The organism is Myxococcus sp. AM011, from assembly GCF_013372595.1.
Classification (GTDB): domain Bacteria; phylum Myxococcota; class Myxococcia; order Myxococcales; family Myxococcaceae; genus Myxococcus; species Myxococcus eversor.
In genome coordinates this window covers 1-19,687 of record NZ_JABXEM010000227.1, presented here as the reverse complement: position 1 = coordinate 19,687, position 19,687 = coordinate 1, and the positions used below count along the sequence as shown (strand labels likewise).

Here is a 19,687-nt window from a genome sequence, read left to right as displayed (position 1 = left end):
GGGCTCAACGGGGGCAGGGGAGGCGACGTATGCTTCCGGGCATGCGAATCCTCTACGGTGTCGTCGGCGAAGGCATGGGCCATGCGACGCGCTCCCGGGTGCTGCTCGAGGCGCTCACGAAGGAGCACGAGGTCCACATCGTCGTATCGGGCCGCGCCCAGGACTACCTGGCCAAGCGCTTCCAGAACGTGCACGGCATCTGGGGGCTGACGCTGGCGTACGAAGGCAACTCCGTGAAGAAGTGGCAGACGGTGTTGCAGAACCTCACGGGCGCGGTGAAGGGCTTCCCGCAGAACGTGCGCCAGTACTTCGAGCTGGTGGATGACTTCAAGCCGGACGTCGTCGTCAGCGACTTCGAGACGTTCAGCTACCTGTTCGCGAAGACGCACCGGCTGCCGGTCATCAGCGTGGACAACATGCAGGTCATCAACCGCTGTCAGCACGAGCCCGCGCTCCTGGCCGGGTACGAGGACAGCTACGAGACATCGCGCGCGATTGTGAAGGCGAAGCTGCCGGGCGCCTTCCACTACCTCGTCACCACGTTCTTCTATCCGCCGACGCGCAAGCGGCGCACCACGCTGGCCCCGTCGATTCTCCGCCCGGAAATCATCGAGGCGAAGTCGGAGCCGGGTGAGCACCTGCTGGTGTACCAGACGTCCACGACGAACACGGCGCTGCCGGACATCCTCAAGGCCGCGGGCATCCCCTGCCGGGTGTACGGCCTGCGCCGCGACCTCACCGAGGACCTGGTGGACGGCAACCTCACGTACCGGCCCTTCAGCGAGAAGGGCTTCATCGACGACTTGCGCACGTCGCGCGGCGTGGTGGCCAGCGGCGGCTTCACGCTGATGAGCGAGGCCGTCTACTTGAAGAAGCCCATGCTCAGCATCCCGCTGGAGGGCCAGTTCGAGCAGATCATCAACGCCCTGTACCTGGAGAAGCTCGGGTACGGGATGTACGTGAAGGCGCTGACGGTGGACGCGCTCAAGGAGTTCCTCGCGCGGGTGCCGGGCTGCGAGGAGGCGCTCAAGGGCTACGAGCAGGAGGGCAACACGAAGATGATTGCCGCCCTGAACGAGCAACTGGCCCTGGCGTATGAGCACCGGGGCCACTGGGCCATGGAGATGGCGCGGGACTGAGCGCGTGCACGCCTAGTGGAGCGGGACATTCAGCTCGTTGTTCCGCTCCGCCGCGCGGCGTGACAGCTCCGTGAGCCAGGAGCGGGTGAGCGGCGTCTCGCTCTGGGCTCCGGTGTGCGAGTCCGGGTTGCTGCTCTGGGGCATCAGCCGGTTGGCCCAGGCGAGCAGCGTCGCCGTCAGTCCGGGCGCGAGCACCCGGCTCACCGCCCCCAGCTTCGCGGCCAGGCCCACCAGCAGCTCCGCGTCCCCCCGGCGGCACGCGTCCAGGATGAGGCGCGCCGCGCGCTCGGCGCCCACTGTCAATCCGGGCAGCGAGTCGCCCACGGCGAACCACGCGTACTCCGCCTCGTTCCGGCCCTTGAAGCGCGCGTTGCGCGGGCTGCCCGTGCGCATCAGCCCCGGGCACACGGTGGTGACCCGGATTCCGTCCTGATGCAGCTCCGCGCGCAGGCCGTCCGACAGGCCCACCAGCGCGAACTTGCTGGCGGAGTAGGGCGTGAGGTGCGGGACGCCGAACTTGCCGCCCACGGAGGCGATGTTGACGATGCGCCCCTCGCCCCGCTGCTTCATCTCTGGCAGCACCGCGAGCGTCGTGTACAGCGCGCCCCACAGGTGCGTGTCCAGCGCGTCCTGGAAGTCCTCCACCGTCATGGACTCCAGCGGCCCCACGGTTATCACTCCCGCGTTGTTGATGAGCACGTCCACCGCGCCCCAGCGCTCGTGCACCGCGCTCACCGTGGCCTCCACCTGCACCGGGTCCCTCACGTCGCAGGGAACGGCGAACACCTGGGCGCCGTCGCGCTCCAGTTCCGTGCGCGCCCGCTCCAGGGAGGCCTCGTCGCGGCCACAGATGGCCACGCGCGCGCCCTTCTTCACCAACTCGCGGGCGAGCACCAGCCCCAGTCCGCGTGAACCCCCGGTGATGAGCACCGTGCGCCCGTTGAACGAGTAGCGGGTCCGCCCCAGCACCTTGCGCAGCCCGAGCGTCGCGCCGATGCCCGCCGCCGCCAGCGTGCCCGGGGTGAAGCGAGGGGCCTGCTTGTCCTTGCGCCATTCAGCCATGTGAGGATTCTCCAGGGGAGCAGGGCGTCAGGGCGCGGGAGCGCTGGCCGAGGTGTCGTACTGGGTGAAGCGCTCCAGCACGGGGCGCGCCTGACGGGCCGCGTCCTCGCCGATGAAGTGGTGACGAAGCAGGCCGTCCGCGTCGAACACGAGCCACGCGGGCGTCTGCTTCACGCCGTACACCTGGGCCATGGAGCCGTCATCCACGGCGATGGGATAGACGAGGCCGTGCTCGCGCGCGAAGGCCTCCACCGCGTTGGTGTCGCGCAGCTCCCTGGCGGAGTGGGTGACGTCCACGCCGATGACCTTGAGGCCCCGGGGGCCGAACTCCGCGAGGAAGCGCCGGAGCGCCGCGAAGTCCTGGGCGCCGCTGTCCGAGGCCATGGAGAAGAAGTGGAGGAGCACGGGCAGCTCGTCGAGCTCCGAGACATGGACGGGGGCGTTGACCCACCCTCCATCTGGATCCAACAGCGTGAGGTGAAGGTCGTGCGTGGGCGTGGGCATAGGGGCTCCCGCGGCGAGTAGGGCCTGCGTCTGAAGGTCGCCCTTCAAGCTATGCATCCGGCGGAGTCCTCCAGGGCTCGCATCGGGGTGTCGACTGCCTGCCCGGAGGAGGGCGCGCGGAGCGGGTGGCGCTGGACGGACGGCGCCCAAGAGGGCAGACAGTCGCTTCATGCGCATCCCTGACTTCAAGCTGGAGCGGTACTTCGCGCGCTGGGAGTTCGCCGCGCCCTACACGTTGTGCTCCTCGGACATCGAGGGATGGAAGCAGAAGGAACTGCTGGCTCTCGCCGACACGGACGGCCTGGCCCGCTGGGAGGAGCTGACGCTCGGCTACACCGAGGCCCCCGGTCTGCCCGCGCTGCGCAAGGAGATTGCCGGGCTCTACCAGGGCCTGTCGCCCGAGCAGGTGCTGACCTTCGCTGGCGCGGAGGAGGCCGTCTTCATCCTGATGAACGTGCTGCTGGGCCCGGGCGACCATGCCGTCGTCACCTGGCCGGGCTATCAGTCCCTGCACGAGGTGGCGCGCGCCACCGGCGCGGACGTGACGCTGCTGCCGCTGCGCGAGGAGACCGGCTGGGCGTTGGACCTGGACGCCCTGCGCGGCGCGCTCAAGCCCCAGACGCGAATCATCGTGGTGAACTTCCCCCACAACCCCACCGGCGCGCTTCCAGACTTGAAGACCTTCCAGGCGCTGTGCGCGCTCTGCGAGGAGCGCGGCATCTACCTGTTGTCCGACGAGGTGTACCGGCTGCTGGAGCACGACGCGAAGGACCTGCTCCCCGCCGCCGTCGAGCTGTCACCGCGCGGCTTCAGCCTGGGCGTCATGTCCAAGGCGTTTGGCCTCGCGGGGCTGCGCGTGGGGTGGCTCGCCTGTCGCGACGAGGACGTGCTGCGCCGGTGCATGGCGTACAAGGACTACACCACCATCTGCAACAGCGCCCCCAGCGAGGTGCTGGCCCTCATCGCCCTGCGCGCCAAGGAGCGGGTGCTGGCGCGAAGCCGCGCGCTGCTCGCCTCGAACCTGGCCTTGCTGGACGCGTTCTTCGCGCGCCACGCGGACACCTTCCACTGGGTGCGCCCGCGCGCCGGCAGCGTGGCCTTTCCGCGCCTCCTGCGAGAGCAGCACGTGGCCCGGTTCACCGATGCGCTCGTGCAACGCGAAGGCGTGTTGTTGTTACCAGGTGACGTCTACGACTTCCCTGGCAATCACTTCCGTCTGGGGTTGGGTCGCACGAGCCTTCCCGAGGCCCTGACACGGCTGGAGCGTTTCGTCATCGACACCCGGTGAGATGAAGGCGTGACACGCCACGGCCGCTGTGAAGCCGTGTCTCAGAGGGCGACGCGACGCGTCAGGCCTTGCATTGGCTTCCCGGTTTCCGTGTTCTCGACCTTTTACAGCCCGAGACTCTAGAGTGGCGGCTTCCTCGCCCGGTCCCCCACCAGGCGAGGGCAGCTCCCCCTACTCCCGAGCGGAGGCGTTCACGATGAAGAAGCTGATGGGTATGGCGATTGCGGCCACGTTGTTGGTTGGCACGCAGGCTGCCGCCACCAATTACACGCTGTGGATTCACGGTCGTAACGGCGGCGGTACGCAGGCCGGAAACTACGGCGACTTCAGCTACTGGGGCCCGGCGGGCACCGCGGCGGGCGTGAACAAGAAGGCCGTGAACTGGAACGGCAAGGAGAGCGTCGGCGGGCAGAACGCGCGCGTACGCGACGCCCTGGACTGCTTCTGTACCGGAAACAACTGGTGCTACATCGCCGTGCACAGCGCGGGCAATCTGCAGATTGGCTACGCGCTGTCGCTGTACGGCGGCTCTGCGCGCAGCAAGAAGAACGCGTCGCCCAACGCCAGCGGCGTGTGTGGCAACACCGACGGCAGCACGCAGACGGGCTGGAACATCAAGTGGGTGAACGTCGCGTCCGGCGCCGGCGGTGGCAGCGAGCTGGCGGACGTGGGCGAGTGGGCGGTGAACGAGCCGCTGGTGAGGGACCTGGTCACCACCACGTCGCGCGCCCTGTACAACCACAACACCACGCGCAACGTCTGGTTCTACATGTTCGCCGGCGCGAAGGGCACGCTCTACTCGGGCATCCTCCCCGGGCAGGACGACGAGGTCGTCTCCTATCACTCCACGGGCGGCGTGTCGGGCAGCTCCGGCAGCTCGCAGTGCAACCCGGGTGACTGGTTCTGCGGCGGCACGCTGAACACCGGCACGGCGAACACCAGCGACGGCCGCGCGAAGTGGAGCTTCCACACCGTGTCGCTGCGCGATGACGGCGAGGCGTTCAACCACTACGCCAACGGCAACTGGGGTGGCATCGTCGCGAAGGTCCGCGAGGATGTCGTGAAGTTCGCCTACTGAGCCTGGCTCACTGAAGCACCATCCATGACGCCCAACAGCTCCCCTCCCGCTCCTGTCTCCCGCCCGCGCCGTCTCGGGTGGGGCTTCCTGGTGATTGCCCTGGTCGTCGCGGGGGTGGGGTGGTGGAGCTGGCGCCGGGTGGCCGGCGACGAGGAGGTTTCAAATGAGCCTCCCGCGCTGGCGGATGGCCAGAAGCGCGCTCCCGGAGAGGCCCCGCCGAAGTCGGGCTCCGGGAGCAGCGCGGCGCTGGAGCGGCGCTCGTCGCCGGGCACGGAGGACATGCGTGTGTCCGTGTTAGACCCCGCGCAGCGCGAGCGGCTGGAGCGCCGCGAATTGTGGGCGGAGCGGCTGGAGCGGGCGAAGCGGACGCTGGAGTCCTATGTGTCCGCGACGCGCTACCCGCCGCAGTCCCGCTCCATCCGGGAGCATCCAGACCAGGTGGAGCTCGCGGAGCCGGAGCGCACGCGTCCGTTGAGTCGCGAGCACCCGGACGTGCAGCTTCGGCTGAAGCAGGACCGCGTCTTCGTGGTGGGTGACGAGGTCGTGCACTTCTTCGTCTCGTGCGAGGACGCGCAGCGCCAGCCGAGGCCCTGTCAGGTGCTCTCCGCGTCCGCGCATGAGGCCGAGCACATGCAAGGGGCGGGGGCGGTGCCCGCCGTGCCCGTGGCCTTCACGGATGATGGCGCCGGAGGAGACGCGCTGGCGGGAGATGGCATCTTCACCGGTCGCTTCCAGCCGTCGAAGCAGGGCTTCCCGCTGTACTCGGGCACGCTGCGCGTGGACGTGCAGGTGCGCTCGGACAAGGCGGAGGGCACGGCGTTCCTGGACATCCTCTACACGAATTCGCCGCCAGCGGCCTTCACGGGCAAGGTGCGCGAGGTGTTGGCGGACGGCTCGCTGGGGCTCTACCTGGGCATCAACGTGCGCAAGGCGGGGCGGTACGTGGTGGCTGGCCGCATCGACGACGAGAGCGGCGAGCCCTTCGCGCATGTCTCCTTCAACGAGGAGCTGAATGAGGGGCAGCAGGAGGTGAAGCTCACCGTCTTCGGAAAGCTCGTCCTCGACGAGGCGCCGACGTTCCCGCTGCGGCTGCGCGACGTGGAGGGCTTCCTGCTCAAGGAGTCGGGAGACCCGGACCGCGAGCTGATGACCACGATGCGTGGCTCCGTGCACACCACGAACGAGTATCCGCCGACGTCCTTCTCTCCCGCGGAGTGGGTGAGCGAGGAGCGCCGACGCTACGTGGACGAGTACACGCGCGACGTCGACGAGGCGCAGCACATGTTCGACCAGACGTTCGACGAGGGGAAGCGCCCCTGAGTCGCGTCCCCGCGAAGCTGCGGACGTCGGCCGCTCGAGGAGGCACTGCTCACGTCGGAGTCCACTGATCCGGGCTCCATGCGACAGCACAGGAGTCGAGGTTCGGCGCGAGGCGCTGTCCCTCGGCCGGCGCGGGAATCTTCATGATTCGGCGTGCGGCTCGTCGTCCCCCACTGGTGTGGGCCGCTTCAGGCGACGTGCGGCTCGTCGTCGCCCACTGGTGCTGCCTGCTTCAGGCGACGTGCGGCTCGCCGTCGCCCACCGGTGCGGGCTCCATGTCGACGTCGGAGACCTCTTCGGCCTCCACGAAGTTCGCGCCCGACACGTCGAGGGCCGCCTCTTGCGTCGCGGGTTGAGCCGCGAGGACCTCGGCCGTGAGCGAGGCCTGCTCCGTGCCGGACGGGGTGAATCCGGGCTGCTCCACGAAGCTGTCTCCCTCCGTCGCGAGCTGCTCCAGGAGCGGCTGGGCAATCACGGAGGCGGGCTCGGCCGGCTGGGCGTCGGGCTGGAGCTCCACGGCGTCGGCGACCACGTCCACGCTCTGGGCTCCGAGCGCCGCGCTCACCGGGACACTGGCCGCAGCGGGGTTGGCCGCGAGCGAGCCGAGCACGCCCGCGAAGGCAGCGTCCGCCGGGCCGGGCTCCTCGTCGTCCGGAACCAGGCTGCCCAAATCACTCAAGTCCGCGAGGAACTCCTCCGGTCCCGCGGGCCGCACGGACGCATCCATCAACTCCCCGGACGCATACCTCGCCGCCGTTGAACCCTCCACCGCGCCGCCCTCCTGCGTCACCTCGTCGGTGGTGGGGACGCCGCCCTCGAACCAGTCCAGGTCCAGCTCACGAGGGTCCACCCGCACCGAGGAGGCAGGTGTCCCCATCATGGAGAGCAGGTCCTCCGGCGCGTCCACGCCAGGCGAGGAGGTGTCCAGGTTCTGGAGCTCCCACGCCGCCTCGTCTGGAGAGAGGATGTCCGACGCATCCGGTACGGCCGCCTCCGCGCGCCGCGACGCCCGCTCCACGCCATTGCCGAAGTCGCGCGGCGCTCCCAGCGCGGAGGGCAGCTGCGAGCCGAGCCTCTGCGCGTAGCGCGGCGCCGCGGACTCGAAGGAGCTCTCCCCGGAGAACACGCGCAGCGACGCATGGTCCAAATCTCGCGACGGGCCCTCTTCGCCAACTTCATCCGTGTCGAACGAGGCCAGGAGGGCGTCCGCGCCATCCGCGCCCTCGGCCTGGAAGTCGCTCTCGTCGGAGTAGCCCCGGCGGACCTTCGACACCGGATCCAACGACTCGCTCTGCGTCAGCGGCGCGACGCTGTTGTCCACGTCGAGCGAGGTGCGCCGCAGCGAGGACAGGATGCTCGAAGACAGACGGCGGATGGAAGTCATCGGTCACCTCCCAGGGCGCACACGGCGGACATCATCCGTATTGTCGAACGCCCCGGGTGAAAGTTGCCAGGGGCCTTCCGTGAGGTCCCCATCCACCCTGGAGGAGTGGGGCGAGCGCCCATCACCTGTGGGGTCGCCACCCCTCGTACTGGACAACGTTTCGGGATGAAGGGCGCTTGCAACGTCAGGCACCGAACGGGTGCGGGGCGCACGCCGAGGTCCGATGGCACTCACGCTCCAGCCGCCGCACAAAGAGAGGTATCCGTAGAGGGTGCCCACCTGGGGATGGGCGCTGGCCTCCCGCTTGCTGGGGAGAGGCTCGAGGAGGCGGTGTCATGCTGCGTATCGAAAGCGCGGGACAGACCCATATCGGTCGCCGGCCCCACAACGAGGACTCCTACTGTGTCCTGCCGGAGTTGGGGCTGTACGTGGTCGCGGATGGGCTGGGTGGGCAGGAGGGCGGCGAGGTGGCGAGCCGCTGTGTCGTGGACACGTTCGCGGGCCTGGGGCAGCAATGGGAGCGTGAGCGGGAGGCGGTGTGGCCGGAGGTCGCCGACCCCCGTCGCACGCGCGAGGAAAATCTATTGGCGGCGTGCTCGCTCCTGGCCCAGCGCAACCTCCAGGCCCAGCGCGTGGGGCGGCTGAGCGAGATGGCCTCCACCGTGGTGGCCCTGGCGTTGGGGCAGGACGGCGCGGCGGTGGCTCACGTGGGGGACAGCCGCCTGTACCGGCTGCGGGCTGGAAAGCTGGAGTCGCTGACCCGGGACCACTCGTTCATCGAGGAGCTGAAGGACGTGGGCATGGAGCCCCCGGGAGGCGCCTCCAACTGGCGGCACCTCATCACCCGCGCGCTGGGGACGGACAACGCGGAGCCCACGTTGCAGCGACTTCACGCGGAGGCCGGAGACGTCTTCCTGTTGTGTTCGGATGGCCTCTACGAGCCGCTGGGAGTGGACGGGCTGATGAGGCGCCTGTCGCTCGCTTCCGCGCGGGAGGTGTGCGACGCGCTGGTGGCGGATGCCTTCGAGGCCGGAGGCAAGGACAACATCACCGCCGTGGTGTTGCGGGTCGCCGACGCGTGAGGCGGACGTCAGTGAAGGTGGGAGGGTCAACCGTGAGGAGCCGGGTCATCCCGGCCTTACTGCGCAATCCCGGAAGCTTGGGGTAGGGTGTGGCTTCGGGGGTCCCCCCACCCCGGTCATTTCCCCTCTCGTCCGACACCGCAGCGCATGACGCACAGCCTCGCAGCTCGCCTGACCATCGCCATCACCCTGGTCATCCTGGCCCTCACCGCGCTGTGCGTGACGTTCACGGGCGTCGTGCTGCGCTCCAGGATGAACACGGAGCTGGCCCAGGCCCTCATCCACGACGAGTCCGCCTGGAGTCGCCTGGTGGCCCAGGAGGCTCGCACGCTGAAGGTGCTGCTGCGCAGCGCCGCGGCCAACGCCGAGCTTCGCTCGCTGCTCTCCGGAGCGACGGTGGACGCGAAGGCACTCCAGGCCTTCGCCGAGGCGGAGAAGACGCTGGTGTCGGTGGAGCTGTTGCTCATCACCGGGCCGGAGGGCGGGCTGCTCGCGGGCTCGTACCGGGAGCCTTTGGCCGCGCTCGCGCAGCGGGTGAAGAGCAGCGCGCCCGGGGTGCTCTACGTGGGCGACGCGGTCTTCTGGACGATGTCCCGGCCGGTGGAGGTGGACGGGCGCACGGTGGGGCACCTGGTGCTGGGGAGCCGGTTCGACGACGCGCCGCTGAAGGACCTGAGGAATCAGCGGGGCGTGGAGCTGCTCTTGCGCGTGGGGCCTCGGCTCGTGGCCCGGTCCGTGGACGTCGTGACGCCGGAGGCCTTGCTGGCGGCGGTGGACGCGGACGTGGACGAGGGCCGCGTGGACGTGGAGGACTCGTCGTTCCGCGTGGCGAGGTTGCCGGTGGGCGAGGGGCTGGAGCTGGTGCTGGCGCGGGACGAGAAGACGGAGGCGTCGCGCTTCGGCACCGCGGTGCTGCTCATCGTCGGGCTGGGGCTGTTCACCGCGCTGGCGGCGGGCGGGGTGATTCTGCTGCTGGTTCGCCGGATGACGGGGCCCCTGCGGGAGCTGACGGCGGCGGCGGCGCGGGTGGTGGCGGAGGGCGACTTCCGGGGCACGCTGGAGGTGCACTCGCAGGACGAGATTGGCCGGTTGGCCGCGTCGTTCGCGGAGATGATGGTGCAGCTGCGCTCGCTGTTGATGGCGTTGAAGGGCTCGGCCGAGCAGCTCGAGTCCGCCTCGGCGCAGCTCTCCGAGTCCGCGGCCGTGCAGAACGAGGCGGTGTCGCAGCAGGCGGTGGCGCTGCATGAGACGCAGCTGGCGGCGCAGCAGCTCCAGGAGTCGTCGCGCGCGGCGGCCAAGCGCGTGGTGACCATCCAGCGCGAGGCGGAGAAGGCGAGCGGCTTCGGTGAGGCGGGCGAGGCCGCCGTGTCCGGCAGCGTGGGCGGGCTCACGCACATCCGCTCGCACGTCGAGCAGATTGGCCGCACCATCACCGTGCTGCATCAGCGCACGCGGCTGGTGGGCGACATCACCCGCACGGTGAAGGACCTGGCGGACCAGTCCAACGTGCTGGCGCTGAATGCCTCCATCGAGGCGGCGCGCAGCGGGGACCAGGGCCGTGCCTTCTCCGTGGTGGCGCGGCAGATGCGCTCCCTGGCGGACCAGTCCGCGGGCGCGACGACGCGCGTGCAGGGCATCCTGGGCGACATCGGCAAGGCCATCTCGGAGGCCGTGCGCATCAGCGAGGGCGGCGCGCGGGAGGTGGAGGGCGGGCTGGAGCAGGTGCAGGCGGCGGGAGAGAGCCTGCGCTCGCTGGCCGGCATCATCCAGAGCAATGGCCAGACGGTGAAGAGCATCTCCGATGCCGTGCGCCAGCAGGACGCGGGCATCGCGGAGCTGTTCGCCGCGCTCAGCTCCATGACGGACGTGGCGGACCAGATTGTCGACCGCATGGCGGCCAGTGAGCAGGCCGCCATCCAGCTCTCCGCCGCCTCGGGTGAGCTGAGCGCCATCGTCGGCCGCTATCAGCTCTGAGGCGCCGCAACGCCTCGGGCGGGCTGGACGCGGCGACGCCAGGAGAGGAGGCGTCGGCTCGTAGCGCTGCTTCCCGGATGTGCGGCCGCGCGACCAGCGCCGAGGGGCAGTCGTGGCTCAGCCCAACTCGCCACCGTCGATGGCGTGCGCGGCGCCGGTGATGGCGCCCGCGGCGTCCGACGCGAGGAAGAGGCACAGCGAGGCCACCTCATCCGGCTGGATGATGCGACCCATGGCGTTCATCGATGCCAGCGCCTCGCGCGCCTGCTCTCCCGTGCGGCCGGTGGTGTGGGAGATGGCCGCCGTGGCGTTGGAGAACATGTCCGTCTCCACCCAGCCCGGGTTCACCGCGTTCACCGTCACGTTCTTCTTCGCGTACTCCACCGCCAGCGCGCGCGTCAGGCCCAGCAGCGCGTGCTTGGAGGCGCAGTAGGCGGACGTGTATTTCATCCCGCGCACGGCGGCCATGGAGCCGATGTTGATGACGCGTCCGCCGCCGGCCTGCGCCATGGCGGGCATCAGCTCCCGGCAGAGCAGGAAGGGCGCCGTCACGTTGATGGCCATCACCCGCGCCAGGTCCGCCGTGCTCGTCTTCGTCAGCGGCGCGGACACGGTGATGCCCGCGTTGTTCACCAGCACGCGCGGAGGTCCGTCGGCGAGAATCGTCTTCGTCGCGGAGACCAGCGCGGCCTCGTCCGCCACGTCCACGACGAGGGGACGGATGCGCTCGCCCCCTTCCTTCACCAGCACCTCGAGCGCGTCCGCCGCGCGGGCCAGGGCCCAGACGCGGTAGCCCTCGCGAGCGAAGGTCAACGCCACGGCCCGGCCGATGCCTCGGCTCGCGCCCGTCACCACCACGGTCTTCTGGGTCGTCGTCATGCGCGGCAGCCTAGCGCCCCGGGCCGGGACGGGCACGCCTGACGACAGGCCTCACCCGGCGGGGGCGAGCGCCGGAGCCGGGGCCTGGGGCCGCAGGCGCTCCCCCACGCGCTCCAGTCCCTGGCCGGCCCGCGCACGGGCGTGGACCTGGGGATAGTCGTCGAACGCCGTGCCGAACCACCTGTCCAGCACCGTGGTGTACAGGCCGTAGTGGCCCTGGTACCGGGCGTGGTGCATGGCGTGGAAGGTGGGCGTGAGGACCTGACGCCCCAGCCAGGTCGACACGAAGCGCTCCGGCAGCCACTCCGTGTTCCCGTGGCCCACCACGTTGAGCACGTAGTTGGAGACGATGTAGAGCGCCACTCCCGCCTGGGTGACGGGCATCACCTCCAGCGCCAGGATGACGAGGCCGAAGTTGCCTCCCAGCAGCACCACGCGCTCCACCAGCGAGAAGGACAGCGACGTCAGCGGGTTCGTCACCTGCGCCACGTGGTGCTGCGCGTGAAACCGGTAGAGCGCGCGGGTGTGCAGCAGGCGGTGCGTGACGTAGAACCACACCTCGAAGCCCACGAAGAGAAAGACGAAGGTCGCCACCGTCGCGCCCACGCTGAAGGGCGCCAGCCGGGACTGGTACACGACGCGGAACGCGGCGACGAGCACCGCGTCGAAGAGCACCACCCGCACCGCCGCCCACGCCTCGCTGCGAAGCTGTCCCGGCGCCAGCGGCTTGCGGTAGACGCGCCGCCGAGCCCCCGCGCTCAAGCCCGCCGCCCACCACCCCAGGCCCACCATCGACGCCTTCAGCGCCCCCGACAGCCCGAGGACGAGGGGAAACATCGCCATGAATGCGTGCACCATCGCGCTCCACCTCCGGCCCTTGCCACCGACACCCATGCTAACCCCCGGAGCCGCGCCGGGTTGCACGGGCGGTTTGACGCTCCTGGACGCGGGCATTAGGACGGCGCCATGGCACGCGCGGAAATCACCGACTTGTTCCGGCTGGATGACCTGCTGTCCCCCGAGGAGAAGGCCGCTCGCGACACGGTGGCCGCCTTCGTGGACCGCGAGGTGCTGCCCATCATCGGCGGGCACTTCCGCGACGGCACCTTCCCCTTCCACCTGGTGCCCCAGCTCGCGGAGATGGGCGTGCTGGGCGCCAACCTCCAGGGGTACGGCTGCGCGGGGATGAACACCGTCAGCTACGGCCTCATCCTCCAGGAGCTGGAGCGAGGCGACTCCGGGCTGCGCTCCTTCGCGTCCGTGCAGGGCTCGCTCTGCATGTACCCCATCCACGCGTACGGCAGCGATGAGCAGAAGGAGCGCTTCCTGCCGGGCATGGCCAAGGGGCGCGTCATCGGCTGCTTCGGCCTCACCGAGCCGGACTTCGGCTCCAACCCCGGAGGCATGCGCACCCGCGCGCGCAAGGACGGCGACGACTACGTCCTCAACGGCACCAAGACGTGGATTACCAACGGCGCCATCGCCGACGTCGCGGTGGTGTGGGCCAAGACGGACGACGGCGGCCCCGAGTCCGTCCGGGGCTTCCTGGTGGAGAAGGGCATGCCCGGCTTCACCGCGCGGGACATCCCCGGCAAGTTCTCCCTGCGCGCGTCCATCACCAGCGAGCTGTCCCTCCAGGACGTGCGAGTGCCCGCGCGCAACGTGCTGCCCGGCGTGGTGGGCCTGCGCGGGCCCCTGTCCTGTCTCAACAACGCGCGGCTGGGCATCGCCTTCGCCGTCACCGGCGCCGCCATCGCCTGCTTCGAGGGCGCTCGCGAATACTCGCTGTCCCGCGCGTCGTTCAACGGCAAGCCCGTGGCCGGCTACCAGCTCACGCAGGAGAAGCTGGCGGACATGCTCCAGGACATCGTCAAGGCGCAGCTCGTGGGACTGCGCGTGGCGCGGCTCAAGGACGAGGGCAAGGTGACGCCCGTCATGGTGAGCCTGGCCAAGCGCAACAACGTGAAGAGCGCGCTCGACATCGCCCGCGTCGCGCGAAGCATCTACGGCGCCAATGGCATCACCGACGCCTATCCACCGGTGCGCCACATGCTGAATCTCGAATCGGTCTTCACCTACGAGGGCACCCACGAGGTGCACACGCTGGTGTTGGGCAAGGCCATCACCGGACTCGACGCCTTCGACTGACGCGCTTCACACACGGGCACCTCCCCTCGTCCCGGCTGCGTGGGAGAGGGGAGGGCCTTCTCGGGTGAAGCCGGGCGCCTAGCCCTGGCTGCTGCTCTCGCCGCCCTCGGCCTTCGGGGCCTCGGCGGACGTCGCCTCGGCCTCGACGGGAGCGGCTGCTTCGTCCTCGGAAGAGGAGGCCTCGGCGCCTTCCGCCGGGGACTCGTCGGACAGCTCCGGCGCGGTGCCAGCGGCCTCCGCCGCCTGCTGCGCCTTGAGCTCCTCGTCGTTCATGAAGCCGACGGGGTCGTCCTTCCGGTTGAGGAAGCGCACCGCCTTCTTCGAGAGCGCGTACATCTGCTCGGCCGCCGCGGCGGGCACCAGCGAGTGCTCGATTTGAGCGGGGTCCGGACGCTCCACCACGCCGAGCTCGCCGTCCTCCAGTCGCTTGGCCTGCTCCGGCGTCAGCTCCATGCGCCGCAGCTTGCCCTTGCGGGTCATGAAGTAGAACGCCGTCTCCCCGGGCTCCTGCGGCACCTGCGAGCCCAACACCAGCTCGCGCAGCGCCTTGTCCAGCTCCACCTGGCGCTTGGATTCGGCGCGCTGGTAGGCCTTGGAGCCGGGCATGGGGGGCAGCTTGGGGATGGGCTTCTCGGCCACGGCGGCGGGACGCCCATGCTGGGGCGCTCCACCTCCTCCGCCGCCACCGCCACCGGGACGGAAGGAGCCTCCCTGTCGGGGCGCTCCTCCGCCGGGACGAGGCGCTCCACCGCCGCTGGGACGTCCGCCGCCGGGACGGCCTCCGCCCTCACGGCCGCTGGGGCCACGGTCCTCGCCTCGGGAAGACGGAGCACCGGATGTCCGGTTCTCGTCACGCCGGGGCGGAGGACGGTTGCCGCCTGGACGTCCGCCCTCCTGGGGCTGGGGCCTCCGGGCTTCCGTCTGGCTGGTTGCCGCATCAGCCTTCTTGGACTGTTCCTCGGAGACGAGGCCCGCCTTCAACAACTTGTCGCGCAGGTTCTGCATGAGAAGGCCGTTCTATCCCTTGCACGGCCGCACGCAAGCCGCTGCTTGCCGCTCTTGTATGCGCCACGTAACTTGCCGCCCCCGTGGTACCCCCTCCGGAGGAGTCGTGAGCCGTCTGAAGAAGTCCGCCGTCACCCTCGCCTTGGCGCTGGCCGCCGCCAGTTGCTCGGACCCGGTCGACAAGGCGGCCAAGGCGCGCATCTTCTCGCCGGAGGACCCCCCGAAGGTGGTCGCCTCCGCCCAGCAGAAGCTCCCCCCGGAGGATGTCGCGGAAAACCCTCAGGTGGCCCGCCGCATCCTCGGCATGGACGCCGCCGAAATCACCGAGCGGCTGGGGCCCCATCGCTACCAGTCCACGCTCGGCTACGAGTGGACCTCCGCCGAGTCCAACCCCGTGAAGCTCACCGAGACGCGCACGTTCCGCGCGGGGCCCGGGGGTGTCAGCGGCGACTTCCACGGCGTGCTGGAGAACTCCCGGGACCAGGGCCTGGAGGTCATGCGCGTGGGCGGACAGGTGTTCGCCCGCAACCGGTACGGCCCGTTCCGTCAGCGGCTGCGCGACCGCGGCATGGCCGAGCGCACCCGCACGGAGCTGACCGGCGCCATCCGCGACTTCGACCTCCTGTTCCAGGGGCGGCTCAAGCTCGCCCCACAGGGCACCGTCACCTATGAGGGGCGCACGGCGTGGCGCTACGTGGTGACGCTGGCGCCCGCGCCGGAAGGGGATGGCTCCCGGCCGCTGCCGAAGCTGTTCGAGCCGAAGGGCGGCTCGGACGAGACGACGCGTCGGCGCGCGAACTTCTTCGCCCACCGGCTGCCGCGCTCATTGGATGGCGAGGTGCTGGTGGACGCGGCCACCTCCGTGGTGCTCAAGGCGCGGCTGGATGGGCGCGTGGGCGTGCCGTCGGAGAAGACGCCCGAGGCGGCGGAGCTGCGGCTGACGCTGGAGGCGGCCCTGTCCGAGCTGGGCAAGGACCCGAGGCTCGCGCCGCCCGAGGAGTTCCTCCCGGACGCGGACAAGCCCCAGGGTATCGCCGACGCGCTGGACCGCTTCGGCATCGAGCGCGCGAAGCCCGAGGGTGCCAAGAGCACCACGCCGGGCGAGGCGCCGCCCGAGCCCGAGGACGAGGCCGCGACGGAGTAGTCCGTTTCATGGGTGGGGCGCCCCAGGTGGGCGTCCTCGTCGGAAGGCCGGACAAGCGAGTCATGGGTGGCGGGCGCCCCGGCGCACCGAGCCAGGCTGCCTGCCCTGACCGCATCGCCCGGACACTTGAGGCCGCGGTGCTGTCGCGCCGCTCAAGTCCCTGGATTCACGCGGGTCCTCGGGTGGCGTGTGCCTTGCTCTCCTCGGGCCCCATGCACCGTCTCCCCCTCCTGCTCCTGTGCCTGTGCGGGCTCTTCGCGCCGCTCGCGAGCGCGGAGCCTCCCTCGCGCAGCCTGGGCGTCACGGCGTTCCCGGTGGGGGCGTTCGCCCTGAAGGACTCGGACGGGCGGCGCGAGGTGGGCTACAGCGCCGGACTGGGGTGGAGCTATCGCCGGGAGCAGTCCTTCCTGGAGGTGGGCGGACACGTGGCCTCCAACCGCCGGCTCACCGAGGCGACCCCCATGTCCCTGAGAGTCACGCTCCCGGAGGCACACCGGGTCCGCCCGTACCTGGGGCTGGGGGTGAGCCTCCTGGTGTCCCATGGACGGGAAGGGGAGGAGGCTCCGCGTGTTCTCCAGTTGGGGCCGGAGCTGTGCGGGGGAATGGACGTGGAGCTGGGGGGCCGGCTGTTCCTGTCCGCCCAGGCCCGCTACCAGAATTTCTCCGCCACCGGCTCCCCGTTCTCCGGGCGGCGCCAGGCGCTCTCCACCGCGTTCCTGGGAGTGGGAATGCACCTGTAGGCACCCCCTGGCGCTACAGGGCGGGAGCGACCTGTTGGAAGAAAATTTGCGCCAACTCTTGCGTCCTCTACAATCCCCGACGGTTGCGGCTCGGACGCATCCGACATGCTCGGATGTTCAGCGTGCTGCACAACAAGGGAGCGGAGATGGAGCGCAAGGTCGGGAGTAGCACGGTGACGGCCAAGGAGGTCAAGGCGGCGCTGGAGAAGACGCGCACGCTCACGGCCGAGGAGGAGAAGGCGCTGCGCATGCGGCATGGCGCCGGCGCTTCCAGCACGCGAGCTCCGCTTCCGCGCGCGGCCGGCGACAACGAGGAGCTCGGCGATGAGCTGCTCGTCATCGAGATGCAGTTGATGAAGGCCATGCGCGCTCGCGCCGCGGCCAAGACGCCTGCCACCAAGGCGGCGGCGCCCGAAGCACCTCGTGCACGCGAGACGGCCGCCAACCCGACGAAGGACAAAATCGTTCGGGCGCTGCGCAAGAAGAAGTAGTCGCTCGCGCGGCCACCACTACCGGTTGAGGATGGCCACGAGGCGCTCCCCCGCCTCGGGCAATGCCAGCGGCGCGCCCGATACCTCCGTGGCCAGTCCTTCCGCGTCATCCGTTCCACCCCGAGCGTACAGCCCCTTCAGCCAGGTGGCGGCGTTCGGGTTCCTCCAGAAGTCCTCGTTGAAGCGCTCGGTGAGGCGCCTGGTGAGTCGGGCCTCCAGGGCCCAGGCTCGCAGGTAGTGCGCCACGTAGAGCTGCGGGTCCACGTCGTACAGGTAGAACCCGGGATGTGGCTCCGCGAAGAGGGCCCGGCGCTGGCCGTCGGCGTACTCGTCGGCGCGCTCGGTGGACGGGCCCTTCATGCAGAGCGACATCTCGTACGACAGCTTCGCGCAGTGGCGGCGCAGCACGCTGAGCGACTGGAAGGCGGCCATCCGCGACGTGTCTCGCGCGAGCGTCGTCGCCAGCCCCAGGTAGCGCTTGAGCCAGTCGGAGGACAGCAGCAGGCGCTCGAAGACGGCGGCGTGGGCCTCCGTCACGGCCGCGTCGCCCAGGCGGCGCAGCTCCATGGGCAGGTCCCCCGAGACGTGGGCGCGGTGGTGGGCATGGCCCAGCTCGTGGAGCAGGCTGCCCACGGCGTCGAGTCCACCGCGGGGCTGGAGCACCACGCGGATGTCGTCCGGCACGCGGATGGTGACGACGAAGGGGCGGGGCGACTTGCCGGGGCGGTCCTCCTCGTCCATGCGGATGCGGCCTCCGGCGTTGGGCGTGAAGCCCCACTCACCGAGCCACTCGCGCACGGCGGGCCACGCGTCCTCCCTGCGGAAGTGCTCATCCAGCCACGGGGCCTGGAGCGCGGCCTGGACGTCGTGCCTTCGCGCGTCGCCACCGGGCAGGGGCCGCAACTGCGGGTCCGTCTTCTTGAGCACGTAGGTGAGCACGTCGCGGTAGGCGTCCTCGGTGTGCTTCAGCGTCAGCTTCGCGGCCTCGGCGAGCTGGGGGTAGTCGATGCCGGTGATGTTCCCGCGCAGGGTGAGGTAGTCGCTGGCGCCGAGTTTCTCGGCGGTGAGGAGGGTGGCTTCGCGGCGGTCGCCATAGGGGCCGCGGTTCTCCCAGAGGTAGTTGCCGACGGCGCGCTCCAGTCCGGCGCGGCGGGCACGATTCGGCTCGTGGGGGAGTCGGCTCATCGCTCCGGCGAAGTCGAAGGACTCGTCGTCGACGTTGAGCACCGCGTTGGCTTCCACGGTGGCCATGGCCTGGGCGGGACGGGCGGCGAGGGCCTCTTCCACCTGGGTGGCCACCAGCTCGCGCACGAGCTGGATGCGGCGGATGGCGACGAGGTCGTTCTTCGCGCGGGCCTTGGCGAGTGCCTCGGTGGCGGCGACGAAGGTTTCCGGGGCGGACAGCTCCGGGAAGGAGGCGTGGAGGCTCGCGATGGGAAGCTCTCGCGCGAGGCCGGCACCATGCCGGTACTGAAGGGTGGCCAGCTCGGCGAGGAAGTCGTCCAGCCGTGTGCGGACGGCGTGTAGGGGGCGGTCCATGGGCGCGGACCGTACCAGGGCTCGCGGGCACAAAGGGCCGAGGCTACGACGCTCGGTCGATTGTCGAGCCTGTCAGACAGCGAATCCTGGGAGGAGGAAGGCTCCTGCTTGTGGTTCGCCGTGCCTTTCTGTAGCGAGCAGCCCGGCATTGGACGCCTGTGAGGTGGGCCGTGAAGCGTCGGACATTCCGGGCGGAAGGCGCGCGGGCGGTGGTGGAGGCGGTGGCCTTCGAGCTGGGCCTGCCCGTGGAGCAGGCGCGCGGGCTGGTGGAGGTGGGCGCGGTGTACGTGGCGGGGCGGCGCTGCAGGGATTCGAAGGCGCGGCTGACGCCGGGGCAGGTGGTGGCGGTGGTGCTGGAGGAGGGCGGCCAGAGTTCGCTGGCGGAGGCGCCCGCCGCGCCCACGTTCCGCGTGCTGCATGAGGATGCGGACGTCCTCGCCGTGGACAAGCCGGCGGGCCTCAACGCACAGCCGACGGAGGCCCGCGTGGGCGCGAGCCTGGTGGACCAGGTGAGTGGCTACCTGGGACGCGAGGCGGGGCTGGTGCACCGGTTGGACCGGGAGACGTCGGGGGTGACGGTGTTCGGCAAGACGCCCCAGGCGACGTCCGCGCTGGCGGCGGAGTTTCGCGAGGGCCGGGCGCGCAAGCGCTACGTGGCGGCCACCGGGCCTGGGCTGCCGGAGTCGGGGACGGTGGACCTGCCCTTGTCGAAGGACCCGTCGCGTCCGGGGCGCTGGCGGGCGAGTCGCGCGGCGAATGGCGTGCCCGCGCTGACGCACTTCCGCACGCTGTATGCGGGGCCGGAGTTCTGCGTGGTGGAGCTGCTGCCTCAGACGGGACGCACGCACCAGTTGCGCGCGCACCTGACGGCGCTCGGAGCGCCCATCCTCGGGGACTCGCGGTATGGCGG

18 protein-coding genes are annotated in these 19,687 nt (G+C 70.4%); 11 read left to right on the top strand and 7 right to left on the bottom strand.

The features are described 5' to 3' along the window. Window positions 1–29 precede the first annotated feature (29 nt). Window positions 30–1,139, top strand: coding sequence for an MJ1255/VC2487 family glycosyltransferase (locus HUW62_RS35375; protein WP_163868247.1), 1,110 nt, complete (start codon window positions 30–32; stop codon window positions 1,137–1,139). 12 nt (window positions 1,140–1,151) lie between these two features. Here HUW62_RS35375 and HUW62_RS35370 read toward each other — a convergent pair whose 3' ends face one another. Beyond that, the gene (locus HUW62_RS35370; RefSeq protein ID WP_163868246.1) at window positions 1,152–2,201 is read right to left on the bottom strand and encodes an SDR family oxidoreductase; all 1,050 of its coding nucleotides are present in this window, start codon (window positions 2,199–2,201) and stop codon (window positions 1,152–1,154) included. A 27-nt stretch (window positions 2,202–2,228) separates the two neighbouring features. Further along, window positions 2,229–2,705 carry a peroxiredoxin gene (locus HUW62_RS35365; protein ID WP_163868281.1) on the bottom strand — a complete coding sequence of 159 codons (477 nt, stop codon included), beginning with the start codon at window positions 2,703–2,705 and terminating at the stop codon, window positions 2,229–2,231. 169 nt (window positions 2,706–2,874) lie between these two features. On the opposite strand from HUW62_RS35365, the gene HUW62_RS35360 reads away from it, so the two are divergent. The 3 genes from HUW62_RS35360 (at window position 2,875) to HUW62_RS35350 (ending at window position 6,391) form a co-directional block, all read left to right on the top strand. Continuing rightward, window positions 2,875–3,993 carry an aminotransferase class I/II-fold pyridoxal phosphate-dependent enzyme gene (locus HUW62_RS35360; protein ID WP_163868245.1) on the top strand — a complete coding sequence of 373 codons (1,119 nt, stop codon included), beginning with the start codon at window positions 2,875–2,877 and terminating at the stop codon, window positions 3,991–3,993. A 196-nt stretch (window positions 3,994–4,189) separates the two neighbouring features. Continuing rightward, window positions 4,190–5,071 carry a hypothetical protein gene (locus tag HUW62_RS35355; protein ID WP_163868244.1) on the top strand — a complete coding sequence of 294 codons (882 nt, stop codon included), beginning with the start codon at window positions 4,190–4,192 and terminating at the stop codon, window positions 5,069–5,071. A gap of 24 nt (window positions 5,072–5,095) precedes the next feature. Further along, window positions 5,096–6,391, top strand: a complete 1,296-nt coding sequence (locus tag HUW62_RS35350) for a choice-of-anchor X domain-containing protein (protein WP_163868243.1) — start codon at window positions 5,096–5,098, stop codon at window positions 6,389–6,391. Window positions 6,392–6,623: 232 nt separating this feature from the next. Here HUW62_RS35350 and HUW62_RS35345 read toward each other — a convergent pair whose 3' ends face one another. Next, window positions 6,624–7,775 (bottom strand): hypothetical protein, encoded by a 1,152-nt coding sequence (locus HUW62_RS35345; RefSeq protein ID WP_176436930.1) that lies wholly within the window; start codon window positions 7,773–7,775, stop codon window positions 6,624–6,626. Window positions 7,776–8,110: 335 nt separating this feature from the next. Between HUW62_RS35345 and HUW62_RS35340 the strand changes: the two genes are divergently transcribed. Both HUW62_RS35340 and HUW62_RS35335 read left to right on the top strand, forming a co-directional pair. Next, window positions 8,111–8,857 carry a PP2C family serine/threonine-protein phosphatase gene (locus tag HUW62_RS35340; protein WP_176436929.1) on the top strand — a complete coding sequence of 249 codons (747 nt, stop codon included), beginning with the start codon at window positions 8,111–8,113 and terminating at the stop codon, window positions 8,855–8,857. A 147-nt stretch (window positions 8,858–9,004) separates the two neighbouring features. After that, window positions 9,005–10,831 (top strand): methyl-accepting chemotaxis protein, encoded by a 1,827-nt coding sequence (locus HUW62_RS35335; RefSeq protein WP_176436928.1) that lies wholly within the window; start codon window positions 9,005–9,007, stop codon window positions 10,829–10,831. A 117-nt stretch (window positions 10,832–10,948) separates the two neighbouring features. Here HUW62_RS35335 and HUW62_RS35330 read toward each other — a convergent pair whose 3' ends face one another. Further along, on the bottom strand, window positions 10,949–11,710 hold the full coding sequence (locus HUW62_RS35330) for an SDR family NAD(P)-dependent oxidoreductase (protein ID WP_176436927.1): 762 nt from the start codon (window positions 11,708–11,710) through the stop codon (window positions 10,949–10,951). A 51-nt stretch (window positions 11,711–11,761) separates the two neighbouring features. Next, window positions 11,762–12,568: a sterol desaturase family protein gene (locus HUW62_RS35325; protein ID WP_176436926.1), complete on the bottom strand. Its 807-nt coding sequence runs from the start codon at window positions 12,566–12,568 to the stop codon at window positions 11,762–11,764. Between the two features lie 108 nt (window positions 12,569–12,676). Here HUW62_RS35325 and HUW62_RS35320 point away from each other — a divergent pair, with 108 nt between their 5' ends. Next, on the top strand, window positions 12,677–13,858 hold the full coding sequence (locus tag HUW62_RS35320) for an acyl-CoA dehydrogenase family protein (protein ID WP_163868239.1): 1,182 nt from the start codon (window positions 12,677–12,679) through the stop codon (window positions 13,856–13,858). Between the two features lie 78 nt (window positions 13,859–13,936). On the opposite strand, the gene HUW62_RS35315 is transcribed toward HUW62_RS35320, so the two are convergent. Further along, window positions 13,937–14,863 carry a DUF2058 family protein gene (locus HUW62_RS35315; RefSeq protein WP_163868238.1) on the bottom strand — a complete coding sequence of 309 codons (927 nt, stop codon included), beginning with the start codon at window positions 14,861–14,863 and terminating at the stop codon, window positions 13,937–13,939. 106 nt (window positions 14,864–14,969) lie between these two features. Here HUW62_RS35315 and HUW62_RS35310 point away from each other — a divergent pair, with 106 nt between their 5' ends. The 3 genes from HUW62_RS35310 to HUW62_RS35300 all read left to right on the top strand — a co-directional run bounded on the left by HUW62_RS35310 (window position 14,970) and on the right by HUW62_RS35300 (window position 17,238). Then, window positions 14,970–16,007 (top strand): hypothetical protein, encoded by a 1,038-nt coding sequence (locus HUW62_RS35310; RefSeq protein WP_163868237.1) that lies wholly within the window; start codon window positions 14,970–14,972, stop codon window positions 16,005–16,007. Between the two features lie 212 nt (window positions 16,008–16,219). After that, window positions 16,220–16,747: a hypothetical protein gene (locus HUW62_RS35305; RefSeq protein WP_176436925.1), complete on the top strand. Its 528-nt coding sequence runs from the start codon at window positions 16,220–16,222 to the stop codon at window positions 16,745–16,747. Window positions 16,748–16,893: 146 nt separating this feature from the next. Beyond that, window positions 16,894–17,238 (top strand): hypothetical protein, encoded by a 345-nt coding sequence (locus HUW62_RS35300; RefSeq protein WP_141646503.1) that lies wholly within the window; start codon window positions 16,894–16,896, stop codon window positions 17,236–17,238. Window positions 17,239–17,256: 18 nt separating this feature from the next. Here HUW62_RS35300 and HUW62_RS35295 read toward each other — a convergent pair whose 3' ends face one another. After that, window positions 17,257–18,777: a peptidase M3 gene (locus tag HUW62_RS35295; RefSeq protein WP_163868235.1), complete on the bottom strand. Its 1,521-nt coding sequence runs from the start codon at window positions 18,775–18,777 to the stop codon at window positions 17,257–17,259. Window positions 18,778–18,947: 170 nt separating this feature from the next. On the opposite strand from HUW62_RS35295, the gene HUW62_RS35290 reads away from it, so the two are divergent. Further along, on the top strand, window positions 18,948–19,687 hold a 740-nt coding region (locus HUW62_RS35290; protein ID WP_176436924.1), incomplete at its 3' end, for an RluA family pseudouridine synthase.